Origin of the sequence: Stenotrophomonas geniculata, from assembly GCF_034508895.1 — a bacterium.
In the GTDB taxonomy this organism is placed as follows: Bacteria; Pseudomonadota; Gammaproteobacteria; order Xanthomonadales; family Xanthomonadaceae; genus Stenotrophomonas; species Stenotrophomonas geniculata.
The window spans coordinates 1,501,767-1,522,709 of the sequence record NZ_CP140571.1 but is presented as its reverse complement, the minus strand read 5'-3'; the positions used below and the strand labels follow the sequence as shown (position 1 = coordinate 1,522,709).

Sequence of the window (20,943 nt, the reverse complement as noted above, 5' to 3'; positions counted from 1 at the left end):
GAATGAAGAAACCTCTCGCCAAACGGCTCGGGATCGCTAGAATGCCGGGCTTGTAAACGTTTTCATCAAGGACTGCCGGTGGCCTCCGATCGCATCGAATCCCTCATTGCCCAGATGACCGTCGAGGAAAAGGTCGGCCAGCTGGGTGTCTTCGCAGACATGGTCCGCCCGTTCGCCCCGGACGTGAACCCGGAAGCCAACGTGCGCAATGCCGACCAGGTGCTGCAGCAGGTGCGCGAGGGCAAGGTCGGGTCCCTGTTCAATGGTGTCGGCGCCGAACTGGGCCGCCGCATCCAGCAGGTCGCCACCGAGGAGAGCCGCCTGGGCATCCCGGTGATCCTGGCTGCCGACGTCATCCACGGCATGCGCACCGTGTTCCCGATCCCGCTGGGCGAGGCCGCCAGCTTCGAACCGGAGCTGGCCGAGCGCACCGCGCGCGCCACCGCCATCGAAGCCACCGCTGCCGGCCTGCACTGGACCTATGCCCCGGCCGTGGACATCGCCCGCGACCAGCGCTGGGGCCGTGGCGCCGAAGGTGCCGGTGAGGACGTGGTGCTGGGCTGTGCGTTCGCCGCCGCCCGCGTGCGCGGCTTCCAGGGTAGCGACCTGCGCGCCGCCGATTCGCTGCTGGCCACGCCGAAGCACTTCGCCGCCTACGGCGCGGTGATGGCCGGCATGGAATACAACATGGTGGACATCTCGCCGCAGACCCTGCGCGATGTGCACCTGCCGCCGTTCAAGGCCGCCTTCGACGCCGGCGCGATCACCGTGATGTCCTCGTTCAACGACATCAACGGCGTGCCGGCCAGCGCCAATGCCGAACTGCTGACCGACATCCTGCGCGGCGAATGGAAGTTCCCGGGCGTGGTGATCTCTGATTACACCGCCGACATGGAACTGGTCGCGCACGGCTATGCCGCCGATGATCGCGATGCCACCGCCAAGGCATTCACCGCCGGCCTGGACCTGAGCATGCAGAGCGGCTTCTACGCCGAGCACCTGCCGGGCCTGGTCGAGAGCGGCGAGGTGCCAATGGCGGTGCTGGATGAGGGCGTGCGCCGCATCCTGTGGCTGAAGGAAACCATCGGCCTGTTCGACGACCCGTACCGTTCGCTGGACCCGGCGCGCGAAGCGGATACCTCGCACCTCGCCGCACATGACGAACTGTCGCGCGACGCCGCGCGCCGTTCGATCGTGCTGCTGAACAACCGCGACAACGTGCTGCCGTTGCAGAAGACCGGGCAGAAGATCGCGCTTATCGGCCCGTTCGTGCAGGACCGCGAGAACATTGAAGGCTGCTGGACGCTGTTCGGTGACAAGCAGCGCTACGTGGATCTGGAAACCGGCGTCCGTGCCGCCATCGGTGACGAAGCGCTGCTGGAAATCGTGCCGGGCTGCGAACTGGAAACTGCCATTCCGGGCGGCACCGAAGCAGCCGTGGCTGCCGCTCTGCGCGCCGACGTGGTGGTGCTGGCGCTGGGCGAACCGCAGCGCTACAGCGGTGAAGCGCAGTCGCGCGTGGAGATCACCCTGCCGCCGGCCCAGCAGGCGCTGGCCGAGGCCGTGGCGATGACCGGCAAGCCGCTGGTGGTGCTGCTGCGCAATGGCCGCGCGCTGGCGCTGCAGGGCGCGGTGCGCAATGCACAGGCGGTGGCGGTGACCTGGTACCTGGGTACGCAGACCGGCCATGCCGTGGCCGATGTGCTGTTCGGCGACTACAGTCCGTCCGGCCGCCTGCCGGTCAGCTTCCCGCAGGTATCCGGCCAGCAGCCGTACTTCTACAACCACCCGCGCACCGGTCGCCCGGAACTGCCGACCATGTCGGAGTTCAAGGCCCGTTGGCGCGAGATTCCGAACGAACCGCTGTACCCGTTCGGCCATGGCATCGGCTACACCAGCTTCGCCTACGGCGTGCCGCAGCTCAGCGCGGCGCAGTTGGGCTGGGACGACACCCTGACCATCACCACCACGCTGACCAACAGCGGTGATGTGGCCGGCGAGGAAGTGGTGCAGTTGTACATCCATGACCGCGTGGCCAGCCGCGTGCGTCCTGTGCGTGAGTTGAAGGACTTCCGCAAGGTGGCACTGCAGCCGGGCGAGTCGACCGAGGTGGTGTTCACCCTCACCCGCGAGCAGCTGTCGTTCACCGGCCGCGACGGCGTGCTGCGCGCCGAGCCGGGCGTGTTCGACGTGTGGGTATGCGCCTCGTCGGCGGCCGGTGAAGCGGTGCAGTTCGAGCTGCTGAAGGGCTGATTGCGCCCTCATCCACGCATGGCGTGGATCTACGGCAAGCGGTAGCGCCGGGCCACGCCCGGTGTTGCTGTGCTCACATTGCACGAACACGCCGGGCGTGGCCCGGCGCTACCATCGGGTTCCCTGTTTCGATGGAGCGCGCGCATGCGCCGGATGGCCTGTCTGATTCCCGCCCTGATGCTGGCCGCCTGTTCGCAGCCGGCGCCGCCGGCCGAGCCTGCGGCGGATGCTCCGCCGCCGATGGAGGCCAGTGCTGCAGCGACGCCTGCGGCACCCCCCGCTGAGCCCACCGCCGCCGCACCGGCCGCGTCCGAAGCGGAAGCGCCCGCCGAAGACGCACGCGCGCGCATCGAGTCGCTGCTTGGCGATGCGGCGCAGTACGAAAAGGTGTTCAACGCGTTCAAGACCGCGGTGGTCGGCGGTGATCGTGCTGCCGTGGTCGAGGAAGTGCACTTCCCGTTGAACATCAGCGGCGGAAAGAAGATCACCGGCCCCGGTGAGTTCCAGCGCAACTACGAAAAGATCATCACCCCGGCGGTGGTCAAGGCGGTGTCCGAACAGGACTTCGGCAAGGTCTTCGTCAACCAGCAGGGCGTGATGATTGGCGATGGACAGGTGTGGTTGAACGGGCAGTGCCTGGACCAGGCCTGCACGAAGACCGAGGTGAAGGTCATCACCATCCAGTAAACGGAAACGGCCCCGCATGCGGGGCCGTTCCGGGAAAAGGTGCCGATCAGGCCTTCGGCGTCAGCTTCAACAGGCGCGCCTTGCTGCCATCTTCCAGCAGCCACAGCGCGCCATCCGGACCCTGTTCCACTTCGCGGATGCGCTCGCCCATGTTGAAGCGTTCGGCCTCGCGCGCGCTGTCGCCGTCGAACGCCACACGCACCAGCGAGGTCGACGACAGCCCACCGATGAAGCCGCTGCCCTTCCACTGCGGGAACAGGCTGCCGCTGTAGATCACGAAGCCGGCCGGCGAGATCACCGGCGTCCAGGTCACCTTCGGGGCGGCGAATTCCGGACGCGTGTCGTGGTCAGGAATCGGTCGGCCGTCGTAATGGTCGCCGTTGGAGACGATCGGGTAACCGTAGTTGGCGCCGCGCACGATCAGGTTCAGTTCGTCGCCGCCGGCCGGGCCCATCTCGTGTGCCCACAGCTTGCCGTTGGCGTCGAAGGCCATGCCGAGGATGTTGCGGTGGCCCAGCGACCACACCTGCGCAGCCACGCCGCCCTGCGAGGCGAACGGGTTGTCGGCCGGCAGGCTGCCGTCATCGTTGAGGCGGATGATCTTGCCGAGGTTGCCGCCCATGTCCTGCGCCGGATCGAACTTCTGCCGCTCGCTGGAGCTGATCCACAGCTTGCCGTCCGGGCCGAAAGCGAGGCGGTGGCCGTAGTGGCCCTCACCGCTGACCTTGGGGCTCTGCCGCCAGATCACCTTCAGGTCCTTGAGCTGGCCGGCGCCGTTGGCGTCCAGCGCCAGCGTGGCACGGGCCACGGCAGCACCGCGGGTGTCCAGCGTGCCTTCCTCGGCGTAGCTGAGGTACACAACGTGATTACGGGCGAAATCGGGATGCAGGATGATGTCGCCGAAACCGCCCTGGCCACCGTAGGCGACCTTCGGAACGCCGGTGATCTCGTGCTTCTGGCCGCTGGCCAGATCCAGGTGCTGCAGCTTGCCGCGCTTCTCGGTGACCAGCAGGCTGCCATCGGGCAGGAAGGTCATCGCCCACGGCTGGTCAAAACGGCTGACTTCGGTGGCGGTGAACGGGCGCTGGTCGGCGGCGGCGGATGCCGTGGCCGTGGCCTGGGCGCCGTTGGCGGCCGGGTCGGCGGCATTGCAGGCGGAGGTGGCGAGGATCGGCACCAGGCCGAGGGCGAGCAGCAGGGGCATGCGGGTCATGGGTATCTCCAGGGCGGGGATGCGGATGGCCGGGCTGTCCCTTGTATACCACTGGAGGCGTGATCGTCGTGGCCCGAAGGTCCTGCGCCCCCCCCTGTGCGACGGCGGCGGGATCGTCTAGGGTGGGCACGCCCGGGCAACGCGTGCCCGACTGCCTGCCAAGGATCTGCAATGAACACTGCCATGCCCCACAAGCCGTCCACCGCCTTCATCGCCGCCTCGTGGGTGGCCCTGTTGCTGGGCGCGGCGGCCTACCTGATCGGCCTGTTCAACGCCGCCACGATGGCGCTCAACGAGAAGGGCTACTACCTGACCCTGCTGCTGTTCGGCCTGTTCGCGGCGGTGTCGCTGCAGAAGAGTGTGCGTGACCGCGTCGAGGGTATTCCGGTGAGTGGTTTGTACTACGCGTTGTGCTGGTTCGCGCTGCTGTCGGCGCTGATGCTGCTGCTGGTTGGGCTGTGGAATGCCACCCTGGCATCGAGCGAGAAGGGCTTCTATGGCATGGCCTACGCGCTGTCGCTGTTCGGTGCGGTGGCGGTGCAGAAGAACACCCGCGACCTGATCGCCGCCGGTGGCGGTGAGAGCAAGCGCAGCGCAGGCGTGCCGCCGCTGCCGGAACAGGAGTGATCGATCCGGTGTAGAGCCGAGCCATGTTCGGCTCAGTCGAGCATGGCTCGACTCTACAGACGTGGTGCGAGAGCCGAGCGTGGGCTCGGCTCTACAAAAGCATGGCGTTATCGCTTCAACCGCGGATCCGCCAGCTGTGCATCCTCCCAGCCACGACGCACCGCACCGCGCGCCTGCGCCCATTCCAGCCGGCTGCGGCCACGCTCGCTGGCCCAGCGTGATTCCAGTTCGCGCTCCACTTCCTCGTAGGCGCGGATCATGTCCTGTGCGCGAGCCGCATGTCCGATACGGTAGGCAGGCTCGTAGTCCTCGAAGAACAACTGGTCGTCGTAGTACGGCTCGGCCGTGTAGCGTTCGCGCCAGTAGTTGCTGACCGCATCGCGCGGGGTGCTGTCGTCCGGTACGCGGCCGGGGATCTGGTACTCGGTCATGGAAGGCTCCGTTGTGGACGAAGCCTGAACGTGCCTGCGTGGCGGTTAACGGCCCGGTCCGGCAGCGTGATAACCAGATCAATCCGCCGGGCATGCCGCGGCGTTACCGATCACCCGGCGTCGGCATCCTTGCGCGGCAGCTTGTAGATCACCGCGCCGATGGCAAACGCCACCAGTGCTGCGGCGATGTTCTGCCAGCTGGCACTGGCGAACAGCGCCAGGCACAGCAGCAGCGCCAGCACCGGAATAAGCGGGCCACCCGGCAGCTTCAGCGCACCTGGCCGGTCGGCGTAGCGCTTGGCCAGCACCAGTACTGCCGCGGCAGTGCCGATGTAGGCGAACAAGCGCGTGGTCATCGACAGCAGGGCCAGCTGCACGAACGAACCGGACAGGGCAAGGCCGAGCGCGATCAGGCCCTGGCAGAGGATCGAGGCGGCCGGGGTGTGGAAGCGTGGGTGCACCTGCGCCAGGGTCTTCGGCCCATAGCCATCGCGGGCCAGCGCGAACAGGAAGCGCGGGCCCATCATCATCGTGTTGCTGTTGGTGCCGAGGATGGAGATGGTGGCGCCGACCGTCAGGATCAGCGCAAGCGCTTCGCCACCGAAGCCGGCAGCGGCATCGGCCAGCGGCGTGGCCGAGCTGGACAGGCCGGCCAGCGTGCCCTGCGCCACCACCTGCACCGCGCCGTAGATGACGGTGACGGTGATGATCATGGTGATCAGCGCGAACGGAATGTCGCGGCGCGGATTGCGGTACTCGCCGGCCGCGGCCGGGATGTTCTCGAAGCCCGCGTAGGCATACAGCAACAGGAGCGCGGCTTCGCCCATGCGCTGCAGGTCATGCGGGTCCGGGCGCTGGCCGGAGAACGCCAGCTGTGGGTCGATATAGAACGCGCCGATGGCCACGAACAGCAGCAGCGGCAGCATTTTGCCGATCACCAGCACCACGCCGGTACGCGCGGCCGAGCGCACGCCGATGATGTTGACGCCGGTGAGGAAGCCCAGCGACACCACGATCACCGCGATGCGGCCCATGCCGGCGCCGGCCCACGGCCAGAAGCGCGCGACCGCATCGGCCAGTGCATTACTCAGTGCGGCCGCCGAACTGATGCGGGTCAACCAGATCATCCAGCCGATCTCGAACCCGGCGAATCGCCCGAACGCCTCGCGTGCATACAGGTAGCTGCCACCGGGTTCATCGAAGTAGCTGGCGGCCTGCGCGTAGCACAGCACCAGCAGCGCGACCACGATGCCGGCGGCGACCACGCCCCACAGGCTGAAGGGACCGAGCAGGGCGACGGTGGCGGCCGGCAGCAGGTAGATGCCGCTGCCGATCACATCGTTGATCGACAGGCCTACGATCTGCCAGCGGCTAACCGCGCGCTGCAGCTGCGGTTCGTCCTGCGCGCTCAACGGGCGTCTCCACTCAGTGCGGGCAGTTGCCACTGGGCCTGCAGGCGCGTGTACTCGGCACGCGGCAGCAGGACGAAGCGCGGCGCATCCTGCGGCCGTAGCCAGTTCAGCAGGGTCTGCATGCGCACCTGCGGCATGGCGGTGCAGCCGGCTGTGGCCTCGCCGGGCTGGCGCCACAGGTGGGCGAAGATGCAGCTGCCTTTGCCGGGCTGGTTGTCCGGGTTGTGGGCGATCACGAAGCCTTCCTGGTAACGCACGTCGCCCTTGTTGTGCAGGTCCAGCCGCATGGGCTCGGTGGAGCCCTTGACCGCTGCACTGCCGACCTTCTTCTCATCGACGATGCGGTTGTAGAACGGTGAACCGGGTACGTCCATGCAGTAGCTGCTGTCCAGCATCGGCTGGTAGGGCATTGCGGTACCCGGGCGGGTGACGGCATAGCCGAACGCACTGCCGAGCGCGAACACGCCCGCAGGGCTGCGGCCATCGCCTTCCTGTTTCTGCGGGCCGTCGGCCTGCGCCGGGTGCAGGCCCAGGCCCCAGGCACTGCCAGTGCGGCCGAGCGCCACCGGGAACGCCTGTCCATGCGCGTGCCAGCCCTTGCCATCGCGCACATAGGCCTGCAGCTGGCCCTGGGTGCTGTCCCAGCCATCGCTGGTGACCACGATCAGCTGGCGCGCACCATCCAGCGGCGCGGCGTGGACGGACACCGCCGCAGCAAGCAGCAGCGCAGCGGTAGCGAGGCGAACCAGCGATTTCATCAACAGGTGCTCCGGTCAGGAATCCAGCAGGTGGTCGATCCGCTCCAGGTTCACCGCCAGCTGCTGCTGGCGATCCGGATTGGTGTGGCAGAGCAGCACGAACAGGAAATCGAGCAGGGCGTGCATGGCGCTACGGTACAGCAGCTGCGCGACCTGCGGCGTGCGATCGTGCGCACACACCACCAGCGCAGCATCAGCATGCGCGCGCAGCGGGTTGGCGGTGTGGCGGGTGATGGAAATCACCTTGCCACCCATGTCCTGGAACTGCCGTGACAGCTGCGAAAGCTGGGGCAGGTTGCCGAACTCGGAGAACATCAGCAGCGCATCGCCCGGGCGTGCGGCCGACAGATTGGCCAGCATCAGGATCGGGTCGGTATGCGGCACTACCAGCAGGCCGAGCAGTGACAGCCGCATGGCGAACTCGCGGGCGAACAGGCCATCGTCACCCAGGCCATGGACGAACAGCTTCGGTGCGCCGTCGAGCAGCTGCACGATGCGCTCGATTTCCTCGCGTGGGTTGGCCTGGCGGGTTTCCTCTTCGGCCTGCGCCTTGCTGCGGCGCAGGGCGTCGCCCAGACGCAGGTAGTCATCGCCGCTGTCGGGTTCGCTGGGGGCCTGTTGTGGATTGGCACCGGCGCGAGCCACGTCCTGGCCGATCGAGTACTTCAGGTCCGGGTAGCCCTTGAAGCCGAGCTTCTGGCTGAACTTCACGACGCTGGACTGGCTGATGCCGAGCGCACTGGCCAGTTGCTGGGACGAGTAGTCGCGCAGCAGGTGGGCGTTGTCGAGGATGAAGTCGGCGATGCGTCGCTCGATGGCCGACATCTGCCCGCGCTCGGAACGGATCTTCAGCAGGGGCGGCATGCGGGGTGTCCGGGCATGTGTAGGCGCGTTGCGGTTGGCAGCGTAGAGCGTGCCATGGAATGGGTCGGGCGGGTTCCAGCCGCGAAGAGGTTACGGAGTGCAGTTGTTGCCTTTGACGTTGAGTCCGCCTTCAAGCGAGCCGAGCACCGCAGGTCCGGCGAGGGCGAAGAGGCGCGAGTGTCTGAGCGTAGCGAGTTCCCGCGCCGTCCCTCGACGGGCCGAGGAGCGCAGGGAACCGGTGCATAGCACCGGCTCGCAGCCGGCGGAGCGTTTCTTCTGGTTACTTTTCTTTTCGCGGAAAGAAAAGTAACGCCCGACCCAACGTCAGTGGCACGCCAGGCAAGCCGCAAGGCAGAAATCACCCCAGCATCTCCAGCCCACGCACTTCGGTGATGCCCAACCCCGGCACGTCGCTGATGCTGATCTCCGATTCGTTGAAATGCACGCCGCCGCTGACCGGGTCGAACTGGCCCAGCGAGGGGCCGTCGAGGTCGACCTTGGTGATCACATCGCTCTTGGCCACCGCCAGGTGCACGGCGGCGGCGACGCTGATGCTGGATTCAATCATGCAGCCGATCATGCACGGCACGCCGTAGATGCCGGCGATGTCGGCGATGCGGATCGCGTTGGACAGGCCGCCGGTCTTCATCAGCTTGATGTTGATGATGTCGGCCGCGCGCTGCTGGATCAGGTCCATCACCTGGCTGGGGCTGAACACGCTTTCGTCGGCCATCACCGGCGTGTTGACGCGGTCGGTGACGTACTTCAGGCCACTGATGTCCGCTGCCTTCACCGGCTGCTCCAGCAGCTCCAGTACCACGCCGGCCTCTTCCAGCGTGCGCATCGCATGCACCGCCTGCTTGGCGGTCCAGCCCTGGTTGGCGTCCAGGCGCAGCAGGGCGCGGCCTTCCACCGCCGCATGGATCGCCTTGACCCGTTCGATGTCCAGGCCGATGTCCTTGCCGACTTTGATTTTCAGCGACTCGAAGCCGCGCTCGATCGCCGACAGCGAATCGGCCACCATCTTGTCGATGTAGTCCACGCTGATGGTGATGTCGGTAGTAATCACCGGGTCGCCGCCACCGAGCATCTGGTACAGCGGCGCACCGTGCAGCTGCGCCCACAGGTCGTACAGCGCGATTTCCACCGCGGCCTTGGCGCTGGTGTTGCGCTCCATCGCGGTCTGCACCAGCGTGCACAGATGGTTGAGGTTGACCACGTCCTGGCCGATCAGGCGCGGGGCGATGAAGTGGCGGATCGCTTCGATGATCGAGCCGTGCGTATCGCCGGTGATCACCGCAGTGGCCGGGGCTTCACCGTAACCGGTGTGGCCGGTGTCGGTGCGGATCAGAACCACCACGTCTTCCACGGTTTCCACCGTGCGCAGGGCAGTCTTGAACGGCGTCTTCAGCGGCACGCGCAGCATGCCCAGTTCGATGGCAGTGATCTTCATTCAGGAGTCTTGGCCCGCAGGCGCTGGATGTTGGTGATGCGGTCGATGTAGCGGACGGTATCGCTGGCCATCATCGGCTCCAGCGGCGTGACCGAAACACCATTGAGGTGGGCCTGTACGCGCGTGCCGTCGGTACCGAACCAGCTGCCGCCCGCCGTATCGTGGATCACCCAGGTGCGGCCGTCGACATGGCCGATGGCCATCATCACGTGCCCGGGAATGTAGACGAGGTCGCCCACCTGCAGGTCGGTGACGGCGCGGTCGCGTACCGCTTTGCCGTCCTTGCCGGTGAGCGGCAGGCGATCCAGCGCGGGGCTGACCGCCTGTGCACTGGTATTGCGCGGCAGCAGCACGCCGAAGCTGCGGTAGATCTCGGAAACGAACCCGCTGCAGTCGCGGGTGTCGTAGTCGTGGCCCCATCCGTAGCGTTCGCCCAGGAACTTGAAGGCCTGCTGCAGCAGCAGGCGCGGGGTCAGCGGCAGGTAGTCGGCGGCGGTGTCCTGCGAGCGCGGCAGCAGCGCCGGCACCAGTTTCAGGCGGCCATTGGATTCGCGCACCGGCAGCTGCACCACCCACGAGGCATGCGCCTGCTGGCCGTTCACCGGTTCGGCGGCGGGCCAGTCGGCCAGCACCGGCAGGCGTACGCCCATGTCCAGCTGCAGGCGCGAGACGCGCGGTTCCTCCGGGGTGTAGGCGGTCTGCGCGGTGGCGCCGGTGACGATGCGGTACGGGCCCTTCGTGCCATAGCCGAGCACCGTGGCCTTGTCGCCGCTGGCGATGGCATCGGCCTCGATCCATGCGCTGTAGCGCTCGCTGTGCACGAACAGCCAACGGCCATCGGTACTGCGATGGACCACCGCGACCTTGTCGCCGGGGAACAGTGCCGATTCCTGGAAGCGGTCGATGTCGGTGTCACCGGCAGTGCTGAAGACCCGCTCGCGGGTGGGGAAGGTACGCAGTGCCGCGCGCTTCACCACCAGCCCGTAGGCCGGTGTCACCTTCGCGGGAATCGCATCGAGGCCGAGGTTGGCTTCGAGCGCGCTGCGCAGTGCGGTCGCGATCGCCTGGCCCTTGTCGTTGTAGAGGGCGCGGGTGGGCCAGCTCGACAGCGCGGTGATGCTGGCACGCACCGTCGCTGCATCAAGCTGGGCGGGCAGTGCGGCGATGTCTTGGATGTGGCTGTCCTGTGCCCGCATCCGCGCGTTCTGTGCCTCGATCTGCGCGCGGTCCAGAATCGGCGCATCGGCGTTGCCCAGGCGCGCGGCCCAGTATTGCGGGGTGAGGTAGGCCTCGTGCAGGCCGATCACATAGGGCAGCGGTGCGCCGGGATCGGGTGCCACGGCAGGCTGTGCAAAGGCCGGGGCGGCCAGCAGGCACAGGGCCAGGGTCAACCGGCGCGGCCAACGCCGGCGCGGTTCGCGGGAATCCAGGCTCATGCGGTGCACACCCTCCTCGAATGCCTGTTGGAATATTTATTCCTTTCGGCTTCGAAATCAAGAATAAATTATTGACCGGTATCCCGGCCCGTGTTACACAGCCGTTACCACCCGCGCTGGGGAAGTGTCGCTGTGGAGTCTGCCGTTCGCAAACCGTGTCTGCCTGCCGCCGCCGGTCTCTGTGCCGCGCTGCTGCTGTGGGCGTGGTCGGCGGGAGCGGAGCCGCCGCCCTCAGCCATCCAGTTTGCGCGCGTCGTGCAGATGATCGACGCGGGACGGTTCTTTGAAGCTCACAGCGAACTGAACACCTGGTCGGCCGCCGACGCGGCGGAGCCTGGCGTCAGTTTCGACGACATCGCGTTCCAGGAAGAACGCATGCGCCGCATCCGCCTGGATTTTTCCCTCGACGAAACCGCCGCGAAGGCCGCCGTGCGCCGCTGGATTCCCGGCCTCACCGACGAGGAATTCGCGCGCTGGGACCAGCTCGGCCTGATTGAACACCTCGATATCGACGGCACGCGCTGGTACTTCAAGCGCGCACCGTCGAACCTGTTCCTGCTCAGCGATGAGGCACGCGCACGCCGCCGCGCGGATGCACCGGTGCCGGCGCCGGGCCCGAACGAGGTGCTCAATGCACATCACGCGCACGTGCTTGCCGCGGCCCAGCAGAGTGGGCAGGCGTCGGTACTGCCGCAGCGCATTGAATTCACCCAGTCGCTCACGGTGAAGGCCGACGCCGTACCGGCCGGCGAAACCGTGCGCGCCTGGATTCCGTACCCGCGCGAGATTCCGGGCCAGCAGGAGCAGGTGCAGTGGCTGGGCAGCGCGCCCGGTAAGGCACGCGTGGCGCCAGCCAGCACCCTGCAGCGCACCGCTTATCTGGAAGCCAAAGCGGTGGCCGGGCAGCCGACCCGCTTCGAGATCCGCTACGCGGTGACGATCTTCGCGCGGCATACCGCGATCGATCCCGCCAAGGTGCAGGCCACACCGAACGATCCCGCATTGAAGCCCTACCTGGCCGAACAGCTGCCGCATGTGCGCTTCACCCCCGCGCTGAAGCTGTTCTCCGACCAGGTGCTGCAGGGCGAGGCGCGCCCGTATGAAGTAGTGCGCAGGCTGTTCGCGGCGGTCGATCGCATTCCATGGGCGGGCGCGCGCGAATACTCCACGCTCAGCAACATCAGCGATTACGCCCTGCGCGCTGGCCATGCCGACTGCGGCCAGCAGACCCTGCTGCTGATCGCATTGCTACGCATGAACGGCATTCCCGCGCGCTGGCAGTCGGGGATGGTGTTCTCCGACGATGGCAGTGGCTACAACAACCTGCATGATTGGGGGCAGGTCTACCTGGCGCCCTACGGCTGGCTGCCGATGGACGTGACCACCGGCGCGCTCGCCAGCGATGTGCCTGCACTGCGCAATTTCTATCTGGGTGGCCTCGACGGCTACCGCATCGCCTTCAACGACGATTTCGGCCAGCCCTTCGTGCCGGCCAAGCAGCATTACCGCTCGGAAACGGTCGACTCGCAGCGCGGCGAGGCCGAGTGGGCAGGCGGCAACCTGTACTTCGACCAATGGAGCTACGACTTCCAGTGGCGGGTACTGCCAGCCGGGCAACGCTAGCGCGACACATCGCAACTCACACCATTCAATTCTTGCAGGAGAGAGCAGGGGATGAAGGCTTACAGCATCAAGCGGGCGGCGTTGTGCGTCGCCCTCGGGGCGTGTCTGGGCGTAGTGCTGCCCGGCATCGCGATGGCACAGAACGTGAGCGGCGCAGTTGCCGGCCGTGCAACCGCTGGTGACCAGGTGACCGTGGTCAGCAACAGTACGGGTCTGACTCGTACCGTTACCGTCGGCGCCGACGGCAGCTACCGCCTCGGCCAGCTGCCGGTAGGTGACTACCAGCTGCAGCTCAGCCGCGATGGCCAGAAACTGGGCGATCAGGTTGCTGTCAGTGTGGCGGTAGGTGGTACCACCACGGTCAACCTGGCCAGTGGCGGCGGCGTCACCAATCTTGATGCCCTGCAGGTGGTCGGCACCCGAGTGGTCAACCGCGTGGACGTCTACTCCACCGAGACATCCTTCAACATCAACCGTCAGGAAATCTCGCGGTTGCCGGTGGCGCAGGACCTGTCTGCGGTCGCGCTGATGGCGCCGGGCGTGGTCGGCGGCAACTCGTCATTCGGTGGCCTGTCGTTCGCCGGTTCATCGGTGGCCGAGAATGCGGTCTTCATCAACGGCCTGAATGTCACCGACATGTACACCCGTCGTGGCTTCAGCACTGCGCCATTTGCGTTCTTCAAGGAATTCCAGGTCAAGACCGGTGGCTACTCGGTCGAGTTCGGGCGCTCCACCGGCGGCGTGATCAATGCGGTAACCCGTTCGGGCAGCAACGAATTCGAAGGCGGCGTGGAAATCACCGCTGAACCCAGTGCATGGCGCTCCAGCGGCGGCGATCACTTCCATCGTGATGGAACCCCGCATTCTTATGGCAGCCGCGACAACAACTCCTTCCTGAAGACCAACGTGTGGGGCTCCGGCCCGATCATCAAAGACAAGCTGTTCCTGTTCGCGATGTACGAAGACCGCAGCGACAAGGGACACAACACCTCGTCCGATGGCAGCACCTGGTTCAAGAATGATTCCGGCAACGGCTTCTGGGGCACCAAGCTGGACTGGAACATCAACGACAACCACAGCCTGGCGCTACTGGCGTTCTCGGATGAGGGCGATGTCACCAATGCGTCGTACGGCTACAACTGGAACGCCGACCAGCTCGGCGCCTGGGGCGGCGATTCGGTCACCGAGACCGGCGGCCGCAACTGGTCGGCCACCTACACCGGCCACTTCGGCCAGAACTTCACCGCCCGTGCCATGGTCGGCCAGAACAACCAGCGTGCGTTCACCAATTCGTCGTTGGACCAGGCCTGCAGCCCGGTGTTCACCGACAGTACGTATGGCCCGCGACTGGGCAAGCTGCAGGGTCTTCGTGCCGGCTGCCATCCTACCGGTACGGCGGTGGCCGAGCGTGACGATACCCGTGACGTGGCGCGACTGGACTTCGAATGGCAGCTGGGTGATCACCTGCTGCGCTTCGGTGTCGACCGCGAGTTGATGACCACCAAGCAATCCACACGCTACCCCGGTCCGACCGAACTGAGCTATACCGCCTACGTGGCGCGACCGGGCGATGAAGTCTGGGATGGCGCCAACGCCTACGTGCCGGCGGGCGTTACCGAAATGCTGCGTGCGCGAAACCGCAAATCGGGCGGCACGTTCGAGACTGAAGCCAATGCCTTATACGTGGAGGACATCTGGAACATCACGCCGAACCTGATGCTCAACCTCGGCGTGCGCTGGGACCGTTTCGAAAACCGCACCGCCGCCGGCAAGGCGTTCATCAAGATGGACGACCTGATCGCGCCACGTGTCGGCTTCTCGTGGGACATGCGCGGTGACGGCAGCACCAAGCTGTTCGGCAACGCTGGCCGCTACTACCTGCCGGTCACCAACAACATCAACGTGAACTTCGCCGGTGGCCTCACTGACGAATACAGCTACTACGTGCTCAACGGCTGGGAGCGGAAAACCTCGCCGACAGGCTCACCGTACATGGCACCGATCGTCGGCCAGCAGATCGGCCCGACCGACACCCGCATGAACACCGGCGGTGCCGACCTGCGCCAGAGTGTGGATCGCGACCTCAAGGCGGTCTACCAGGACGAGTACATCCTGGGCTTCCAGAACATGATCAACCGGGCCTGGTCGTGGGGCGTCAATGCCACCTACCGGCGCATGACCCGCGCGCTGGATGACATCCGCATCAACTACACCCCGTGCGGCCCGACCCCCAGCACGCTGTGGCCGATCGCCAACCCGGGCGAGAGCCTGACGATCTGGGGCGACAAGAGCATCGGTTGCGCCAACGAAGGCTGGATCACCATCGACACCGCCAACAGCGGCTATCGAAAGGGCGGCAGTGGCGAGGTGATCGGTTACTCCAAGCCCAAGCGCACCTACAAGGCGCTGGAGTTCCAGATCGACCGCGCCTGGGACGAGAAGTGGATGTTCAACGCGTCCTACCTGTGGTCCAAGAGCGAGGGCAACTTCGAAGGCCCGGTAAACTCCGATACCAACTACGGCGACACCGGCATGGTGCAGTTCTGGGACCACCCGGCCACCAATGAACGCTATGGTGTTCTGTTCAACGATTTCCGCCATCAGTTCAAGCTGCGTGCCGCGTATGCGCTGAACAAACAGTGGTTGTTCGGCACCACGCTGCAGGTGCAGTCCGGTGGCCCGATCACCGCCTACGGCGTGATGTGGCCGAACGACTCCATCGCCGGTGGCAGCACGTCCAGTGAAGGCAGTGGTGGTGGCACCGGTTGGCTGTGCGTGGCCAACTGTTCGGGCCCGTACAACCAGCGCCAGTTCGAGTACAGCCCGCGCGGCGCGTTTGGTCGCCTGCCGTGGACCTGGACCATGGGCGCCAACGTAACTTGGCGCCTGCCGGTGGAGGGTATCGACCTCAGCGCCCGGTTGTCGGTGTACAACCTGTTCAACAACCAGAAGACCATCAACGTGCACCAGCGCTACGAGGCGCAGCCCGGCCAGTACCGCGAGGCGACGTTCGCTACCGGTACGCGCTGGCAGGCACCGCGCTACACCCAGCTGGTGGTGACCTGGAACTTCTGAGGCCACGATCCGCGCCGTCCACCGTGACGGCGCGGGCAATGGAAGGGCTGCGCGCATGTACCACCTGCTGATCGTCGCGGCGGCACTGGCCGCACCGTCCGCTTCGGCGACCGACATCGCCTCCCTCGATGCCGACGTCGCCGCCGTGGTCCAGCACGAGCACCTGCCTGGGCTGGCCATGGCGGTGGTCGAGCAGGGGCGTGTGGTGTACCAGCATGCCGGGGGCGCGCGCGGCGACGGCGGCCGCATCGACCAGGACACGCTGTTCAAGATCGCCTCCAACAGCAAGGCGATGACCGCCGCGCTGCTGGCGCGGCTGGTGCAGCAGGGCAAGCTGCGCTGGGAGGATCCGGTGCGGCGGCATCTGCCGGGCTTCCGCATGCACGATGCGTGGGTGGGCCAGCAGATGCAGGTGCGTGACCTGCTGATCCACAACAGCGGCCTGGGCCTGGGGGCCGGCGACCTGATGCTGTGGCCGGAGCCGAACGCATTCACCCGTGCCGACATCATCGCCGGGCTGGCACACCTGAAGCCGGTCAGTAGTTTTCGCAGCCACTACGCCTACGACAACCTGATGTATGTGGTGGCAGGTGAAGTGGCGGCGGCGGCGGGTGGCAAGCCGTATGACCAGCTGATGCGCGAGCAGGTGTTCGAGCCACTGGGCATGACGCGCTGCCAGGTGGGGGCGTGGTCGGTGAAGCGCGTGGGCAACGTGGCGCAGCCGCATGCCCGGCGCGGTGATCGCAATAATGAAGTGGTGAACGCCGATGGAGCGATCAGCCCGGATCTGCCCTCGATGGCGGCCGGGGGCATCCGCTGTTCGTTGCGCGACATGACGCGTTGGATGCAGGTGCTGCTCGATCCCGCCCTGGTACCTGACTGGCTGGACAGCACGCAACGCCGCACGCTGTGGACCCTGCACATGCCGATGCCACTGGGCGAGCGCCAGCGGCGCTGGGACAACGCGCATTTCTACGGTTATGGGTATGGCTGGCGGGTATCGGACATGGACGGGCAGTGGAAGGTAGCGCATACCGGCACGCTGTCAGGCATGTATTCGTCGCTGGCGTTGCTGCCCGACCGCAGGGTGGGCGTGGTGATGCTGATCAACGGCGAGGGCGAGGATGCACGCACGGCGCTGATGCAGGCCATGCTGAAGCGCTTCACCGCACCCGACGATGCACGCCCGGCGATGGAGTACCTGGCCGAACTGAAGGCGGACCAGGCCGCTCGTGCGGCAACCGGGCATCAGCGACCTGTGACTTCATCTGCGCAGCGACTCGCGGCTTCCGATCTGCAGCGCTGGCAGGGCCGCTACGCCGATCCCTGGCTGGGCCCGGCCTCGCTGTGCCCGGGCAAGGACGGCCTGCGCTTCAGCGTCGACAAGTCGCCAGCGCTGCAGGCGGCCGTGCTGAAGTTGCAGGGGCGCTGGCTGCTGCGCTGGGATACGCTGGGTGACGAGGCGCAAGCGTGGCTGCAGCCGGGCGAGGGCCCGGCACCGACACTGGACCTGCGCGCCATCGATCCGGACATCGACTTCAGCTATGACTTCCAGGACCTGCATTTCACTCGTACTGGCGACTGCACTGGCGGCGACCACCAGCGCCGCTGAGCCACCGCGTGTTTCACCGGCCACCGACGCGGCCAGCGCTGGTTTGGTGGAGATCCGCACGTTGTCGCCAGGCATCGACATGGACATCCGCTACGCCGGCGCCAACAACTTCACCGGCGCGCGCGTGCCCGGCTACGAGGCGTCGTCCTGCTACCTGCTGGCGTCGGTGGCGAAAGCGCTGGCGCAGGTGGAACAGGATCTGCGCGCTCAGGGCTTCGGCCTGCGCCTCTACGACTGCTACCGGCCGGTGCGTTCGGTGCAGGCCTTCATGGCCTGGGTGAACGACCCGCGCGAGCTCTCGCGCAAGGCGCAGCAGTATCCGGACCTGGACAAGCCGCGCCTGCTGGCCGATGGCTACATCGCCGAACGCTCCGGCCACAGCCGCGGTGCCACGGTGGATCTGGGCCTGCTGGATTGCCGCAGCGGTGATTGCATGCCGTTGGACATGGGCACCGACTTCGATTTCTTTGGGTCACGCGCGCATACGCAGACGAGCGGGCTGAGTGAGACGCAGCAGGCGAACCGGCGGCAACTGGTGCAGGCAATGGCACGGCGTGGTTTCGTGAACTATCCGCAGGAGTGGTGGCACTACACGTTCCAGCCCGAACCGGATCTCGGTACCGCGTACGACGTCCCAGTGCGGTAGGGGTATCGGCAGGGCTGCGCCCTGCACCCGCTACAAGCCAGAGCAACAGCAACAGCAACAGCGTGCATTCCGTGGGTTGGCGGGGCGGTGCCGGAGTGCGGGGACGCAGTAAATCCTTCCATGGAGGCTTGGCAGCCGCATCCATGCGGCTGACACCCCGCACTCCGGCATCGCCCCGCCTCTGACAGTTTCCCGCGCGGTCCGTTGTAGAGCCGAGCCCGTGCTCGGCTGCTCTTTGTTCAATCGTCGAGATATTCGATTTCGAGAGATTCATCCACGCATGGCGTGGATCTACCGTGGCTGCCGGATTGGGTCCGGGGCAGATCCCTTACACTGGCCGCCATCCCACCGCTGCCCACCCGATGAACCTTCCCCTGCACTTCGGCCTGCTCGGTACCCTGGAAGCGGGCGCCATCGCCCTGCTGGTCGGGCTGCTGGTGTACTTCCTGTGGTCGCAGCTGTGCCGGCTCCTGCACTGGACAGTCGGCCACGCGATCGGCTGGTCCTGCGTCATCGCCGTGATCATCTCCGCCGGCATCGATGCATGGAAGCTGTTCTACATGGGCATCGTGCGGCTGGAATCCCCGCTGTACGCGCGCCTGTTCCTCGCCACCATCCATGATCCGAACGAACTCGGCAGCCGCGTGGTGCTGGAAATCGCCGGCGCGCTCGCCGGTGTTGCCCTCGGCTGGGTGTTGTTCAGTTCGCGGTCATCGGCACAGAACGTCGACTGACGCAGGTTTTTCGTTGGTTGCCGGTTAAATCCGGCAGCGCTGAATGCGCATCTTATGAGCTGCTCACTTGCTGCTAACCACTGCGCTAAAGCATGCGCGGAGGCGAGTGGTTAATCGTGCGTGTTGACGCTGGTCGCGGGGCAAAATCGATTCAGAAACGCGGTGGCAGGGTAGGTGCCGTGCGGAGACAACACGCCGCGCAACACCACCCAATCGGTAGGAGACACCCCTGATGACTATTCGCAACCGCAAGCCCCTGATCGCCCTGATCGTCGCCGCCGGCAGCGTGCTGGCCATTCCGGCGATGGCCCAGTCGGCCAAGCAGCAGGCCGCGCAGGCACAGAATGAAGCCGCGCAGGCGCAGCAGTCGGCGGCACAGGCAGGGCAGGCGGCTGACCAGGCGACCAATGCGGCCGCCGCGGCATCGGCGCAGGCCAATGGCGGTGGCCAGACCTGGGCCAGCATCGATACCGATGGCAACGGCACCATCAGCAAGACCGAGGCACAGGTGAACGCGGGCCTGGCCCAGGTGTTCGACCAGGCCGATACCAACAAGGACGGCGAACTGAGCGCCGATGAGTACAAGGCCTACGTGGCCGCGCAGCAGGCCGGTGCGGGTGCCGGCGCGGCCCAGGGCCGCTGATCCACACCTGATTCGGGAAGACCGGTGCATGGGGACCCGGGCGGCTGCGGCCGCCCGGGTTTTTCTCGTCATCGCCACCCCTGTATCCTTGGCCGATGAACACCTCCACGCCTGCGCCGTCGCGCGCCATCGGCCTGGTCGGTTTTGACGGTGACGATACGCTGTGGAAGAGCGAGGACTACTACCGTAAGGCCGAGCAGGATTACCTTGACCTGCTGTCGCGCTACGTCGACGTGCATGACACCCAGACCGCGCGCCACCTGCTGGAAGTGCAGCAGCGCCACCTGGGCACCTTCGGCTACGGCGTGAAGAGCATGACCCTGTCGATGATCGAAGCGGCCATCGACATCACCGCTCAGCGCATCGAGGCCAAGGACATCCAGCGCATTCTGGACATCGGCCACGACACCCTGCGCCACCCGGTCGAGCTGATCGACGGTGTGCGCGAAGCCGTGGCGGCCATCGCCGAGCACTACCCGGTAGTGCTGATCACCAAGGGCGATCTGTTCCACCAGGAAGCCAAGATCAAGGTCGCCAACCTGGGCGAGCTGTTCCCGCGCATCGAGATCGTCTCGGAGAAGGACCCGGAAACCTACGCCCGCGTGCTGGCCGAATTCGATCTGCCGATGCAGCGCTTCGTGATGGTCGGCAACTCGCTGCGTTCGGACATCGAGCCGGTGGTCACCCTCGGTGGCTGGGGCGTGCATACCCCGTATGCAGTGACCTGGGCACACGAGACCCAGCACGGCGTGGCCGACGATGAACCGCGCATGGTCACCGCCGATACCGCCCACGACTGGCCGGCCGCACTGGCGGCGATCGAAGCCAAGGCCGCTGCGGCCGCCTGACAGGGCCCGGCGGCTGCGGCAGAATCGGGGCATGAATTACCGACTGCGCGGTTTGCTGTTGTCCCTGCTGCTGGTGCCGGCCACCGTGCTGGCCCAGCAGACCGCCGAGCGTTCGGCAGCCTACGAGGTGGCAACCGGCGACAGCTGGGTTGATGCCCAGCTGCAGGACATCAACCATTACGCCGAACGCTACCCGGATGCCTTTCTCGATGAGGTCTCGCGCTATGCCGGCGTGCCGCGCGGCTATATCAGCGCGCTGTTCACCACCCATGGCTGGCAGGCCGGGGACATCTACTTCGCCTGTTTCTGGGCCAAGGCCAGTGGCCAGACCTGCCGCGACAGCGTGCGCGCCTTCAGCCAGGACCCGGGGGGCGGCTGGGAGGCGGTGGTGAAGCGCATGCCCACCACGCCGGACAACCTGCATTACCGCGCCGTGCGCCATGCCATCGTGGCCAGCTACCAGCACTGGGACCGGCCGATCACCCTGGATGCCACCCTCAGGCGCCAGTTGAAGCGGTAGCGCCGGGCCAAGCCCGGCGAGCGTGCAGCGCGGCCTTGGGATCCGCCGGGCATGGCCCGGCGCTACCGATGTTTCATGTTGCTCTGCATATCGCCGCCGCCGCGCGCT

At 66.4% G+C, this 20,943-nt stretch carries 18 protein-coding genes; 11 read left to right on the top strand and 7 right to left on the bottom strand.

Annotated elements, in window-relative coordinates:
* The first annotated feature begins 78 nt into the window (after positions 1 to 78).
* Together RI032_RS07160 and RI032_RS07155 are read left to right on the top strand one after the other, a co-directional pair.
* Positions 79 to 2,253 carry a glycoside hydrolase family 3 N-terminal domain-containing protein gene (locus tag RI032_RS07160; RefSeq protein WP_010484219.1) on the top strand — a complete coding sequence of 725 codons (2,175 nt, stop codon included), beginning with the start codon at positions 79 to 81 and terminating at the stop codon, positions 2,251 to 2,253.
* A 144-nt stretch (positions 2,254 to 2,397) separates the two neighbouring features.
* Entirely contained in the window at positions 2,398 to 2,940 is a 543-nt protein-coding gene (locus tag RI032_RS07155) for a hypothetical protein (protein WP_054170793.1), read from the top strand.
* 46 nt (positions 2,941 to 2,986) lie between these two features.
* On the opposite strand, the gene RI032_RS07150 is transcribed toward RI032_RS07155, so the two are convergent.
* Positions 2,987 to 4,153 carry a PQQ-dependent sugar dehydrogenase gene (locus RI032_RS07150; protein ID WP_049412291.1) on the bottom strand — a complete coding sequence of 389 codons (1,167 nt, stop codon included), beginning with the start codon at positions 4,151 to 4,153 and terminating at the stop codon, positions 2,987 to 2,989.
* Between the two features lie 171 nt (positions 4,154 to 4,324).
* Here RI032_RS07150 and yiaA point away from each other — a divergent pair, with 171 nt between their 5' ends.
* Positions 4,325 to 4,780, top strand: coding sequence for an inner membrane protein YiaA (yiaA, locus tag RI032_RS07145; RefSeq protein WP_010484216.1), 456 nt, complete (start codon positions 4,325 to 4,327; stop codon positions 4,778 to 4,780).
* Positions 4,781 to 4,887: 107 nt separating this feature from the next.
* Here yiaA and RI032_RS07140 read toward each other — a convergent pair whose 3' ends face one another.
* From RI032_RS07140 to RI032_RS07115, 6 genes are all read right to left on the bottom strand, one after another.
* On the bottom strand, positions 4,888 to 5,211 hold the full coding sequence (locus tag RI032_RS07140) for a hypothetical protein (protein ID WP_019336755.1): 324 nt from the start codon (positions 5,209 to 5,211) through the stop codon (positions 4,888 to 4,890).
* Between the two features lie 110 nt (positions 5,212 to 5,321).
* A complete protein-coding gene (locus RI032_RS07135) occupies positions 5,322 to 6,623 on the bottom strand; it encodes an APC family permease (RefSeq protein WP_322548062.1) in 1,302 nt (433 codons plus the stop codon).
* Positions 6,620 to 7,381, bottom strand: a complete 762-nt coding sequence (locus tag RI032_RS07130) for a L,D-transpeptidase family protein (protein ID WP_322548061.1) — start codon at positions 7,379 to 7,381, stop codon at positions 6,620 to 6,622. Before RI032_RS07130 ends, RI032_RS07135 begins: the two co-directional genes overlap by 4 nt.
* Positions 7,382 to 7,396: 15 nt before the next feature.
* Positions 7,397 to 8,245 (bottom strand): MurR/RpiR family transcriptional regulator, encoded by an 849-nt coding sequence (locus RI032_RS07125; RefSeq protein ID WP_010484212.1) that lies wholly within the window; start codon positions 8,243 to 8,245, stop codon positions 7,397 to 7,399.
* A 358-nt stretch (positions 8,246 to 8,603) separates the two neighbouring features.
* Positions 8,604 to 9,698: a dipeptide epimerase gene (locus tag RI032_RS07120; protein WP_012478950.1), complete on the bottom strand. Its 1,095-nt coding sequence runs from the start codon at positions 9,696 to 9,698 to the stop codon at positions 8,604 to 8,606.
* Complete coding sequence (locus RI032_RS07115; protein ID WP_322548060.1) at positions 9,695 to 11,134, bottom strand: SH3 domain-containing protein; 1,440 nt, start codon at positions 11,132 to 11,134, stop codon at positions 9,695 to 9,697. The genes RI032_RS07120 and RI032_RS07115 overlap by 4 nt, the downstream gene beginning before the upstream one ends.
* 132 nt (positions 11,135 to 11,266) lie before the next feature.
* Between RI032_RS07115 and RI032_RS07110 the strand changes: the two genes are divergently transcribed.
* The 8 genes from RI032_RS07110 (at position 11,267) to RI032_RS07075 (ending at position 20,835) form a co-directional block, all read left to right on the top strand.
* Positions 11,267 to 12,757 carry a transglutaminase-like domain-containing protein gene (locus tag RI032_RS07110; protein ID WP_322548059.1) on the top strand — a complete coding sequence of 497 codons (1,491 nt, stop codon included), beginning with the start codon at positions 11,267 to 11,269 and terminating at the stop codon, positions 12,755 to 12,757.
* Between the two features lie 51 nt (positions 12,758 to 12,808).
* Positions 12,809 to 15,832: a TonB-dependent receptor gene (locus RI032_RS07105; protein WP_322548058.1), complete on the top strand. Its 3,024-nt coding sequence runs from the start codon at positions 12,809 to 12,811 to the stop codon at positions 15,830 to 15,832.
* Positions 15,833 to 15,887: 55 nt separating this feature from the next.
* Positions 15,888 to 17,444, top strand: a complete 1,557-nt coding sequence (locus RI032_RS07100; RefSeq protein WP_322548057.1) for a serine hydrolase domain-containing protein — start codon at positions 15,888 to 15,890, stop codon at positions 17,442 to 17,444.
* Complete coding sequence (locus tag RI032_RS07095; protein WP_322548056.1) at positions 17,377 to 18,090, top strand: M15 family metallopeptidase; 714 nt, start codon at positions 17,377 to 17,379, stop codon at positions 18,088 to 18,090. The genes RI032_RS07100 and RI032_RS07095 overlap by 68 nt, the downstream gene beginning before the upstream one ends.
* Positions 18,091 to 18,452: 362 nt before the next feature.
* Entirely contained in the window at positions 18,453 to 18,824 is a 372-nt protein-coding gene (locus RI032_RS07090; RefSeq protein ID WP_010484205.1) for a hypothetical protein, read from the top strand.
* 232 nt (positions 18,825 to 19,056) lie between these two features.
* On the top strand, positions 19,057 to 19,467 hold the full coding sequence (locus RI032_RS07085) for an EF-hand domain-containing protein (protein WP_004139214.1): 411 nt from the start codon (positions 19,057 to 19,059) through the stop codon (positions 19,465 to 19,467).
* Positions 19,468 to 19,562: 95 nt separating this feature from the next.
* Positions 19,563 to 20,315 (top strand): HAD family hydrolase, encoded by a 753-nt coding sequence (locus RI032_RS07080; protein WP_109814295.1) that lies wholly within the window; start codon positions 19,563 to 19,565, stop codon positions 20,313 to 20,315.
* A 31-nt stretch (positions 20,316 to 20,346) separates the two neighbouring features.
* On the top strand, positions 20,347 to 20,835 hold the full coding sequence (locus tag RI032_RS07075) for a hypothetical protein (RefSeq protein ID WP_322548055.1): 489 nt from the start codon (positions 20,347 to 20,349) through the stop codon (positions 20,833 to 20,835).
* Positions 20,836 to 20,943 lie beyond the last annotated feature (108 nt).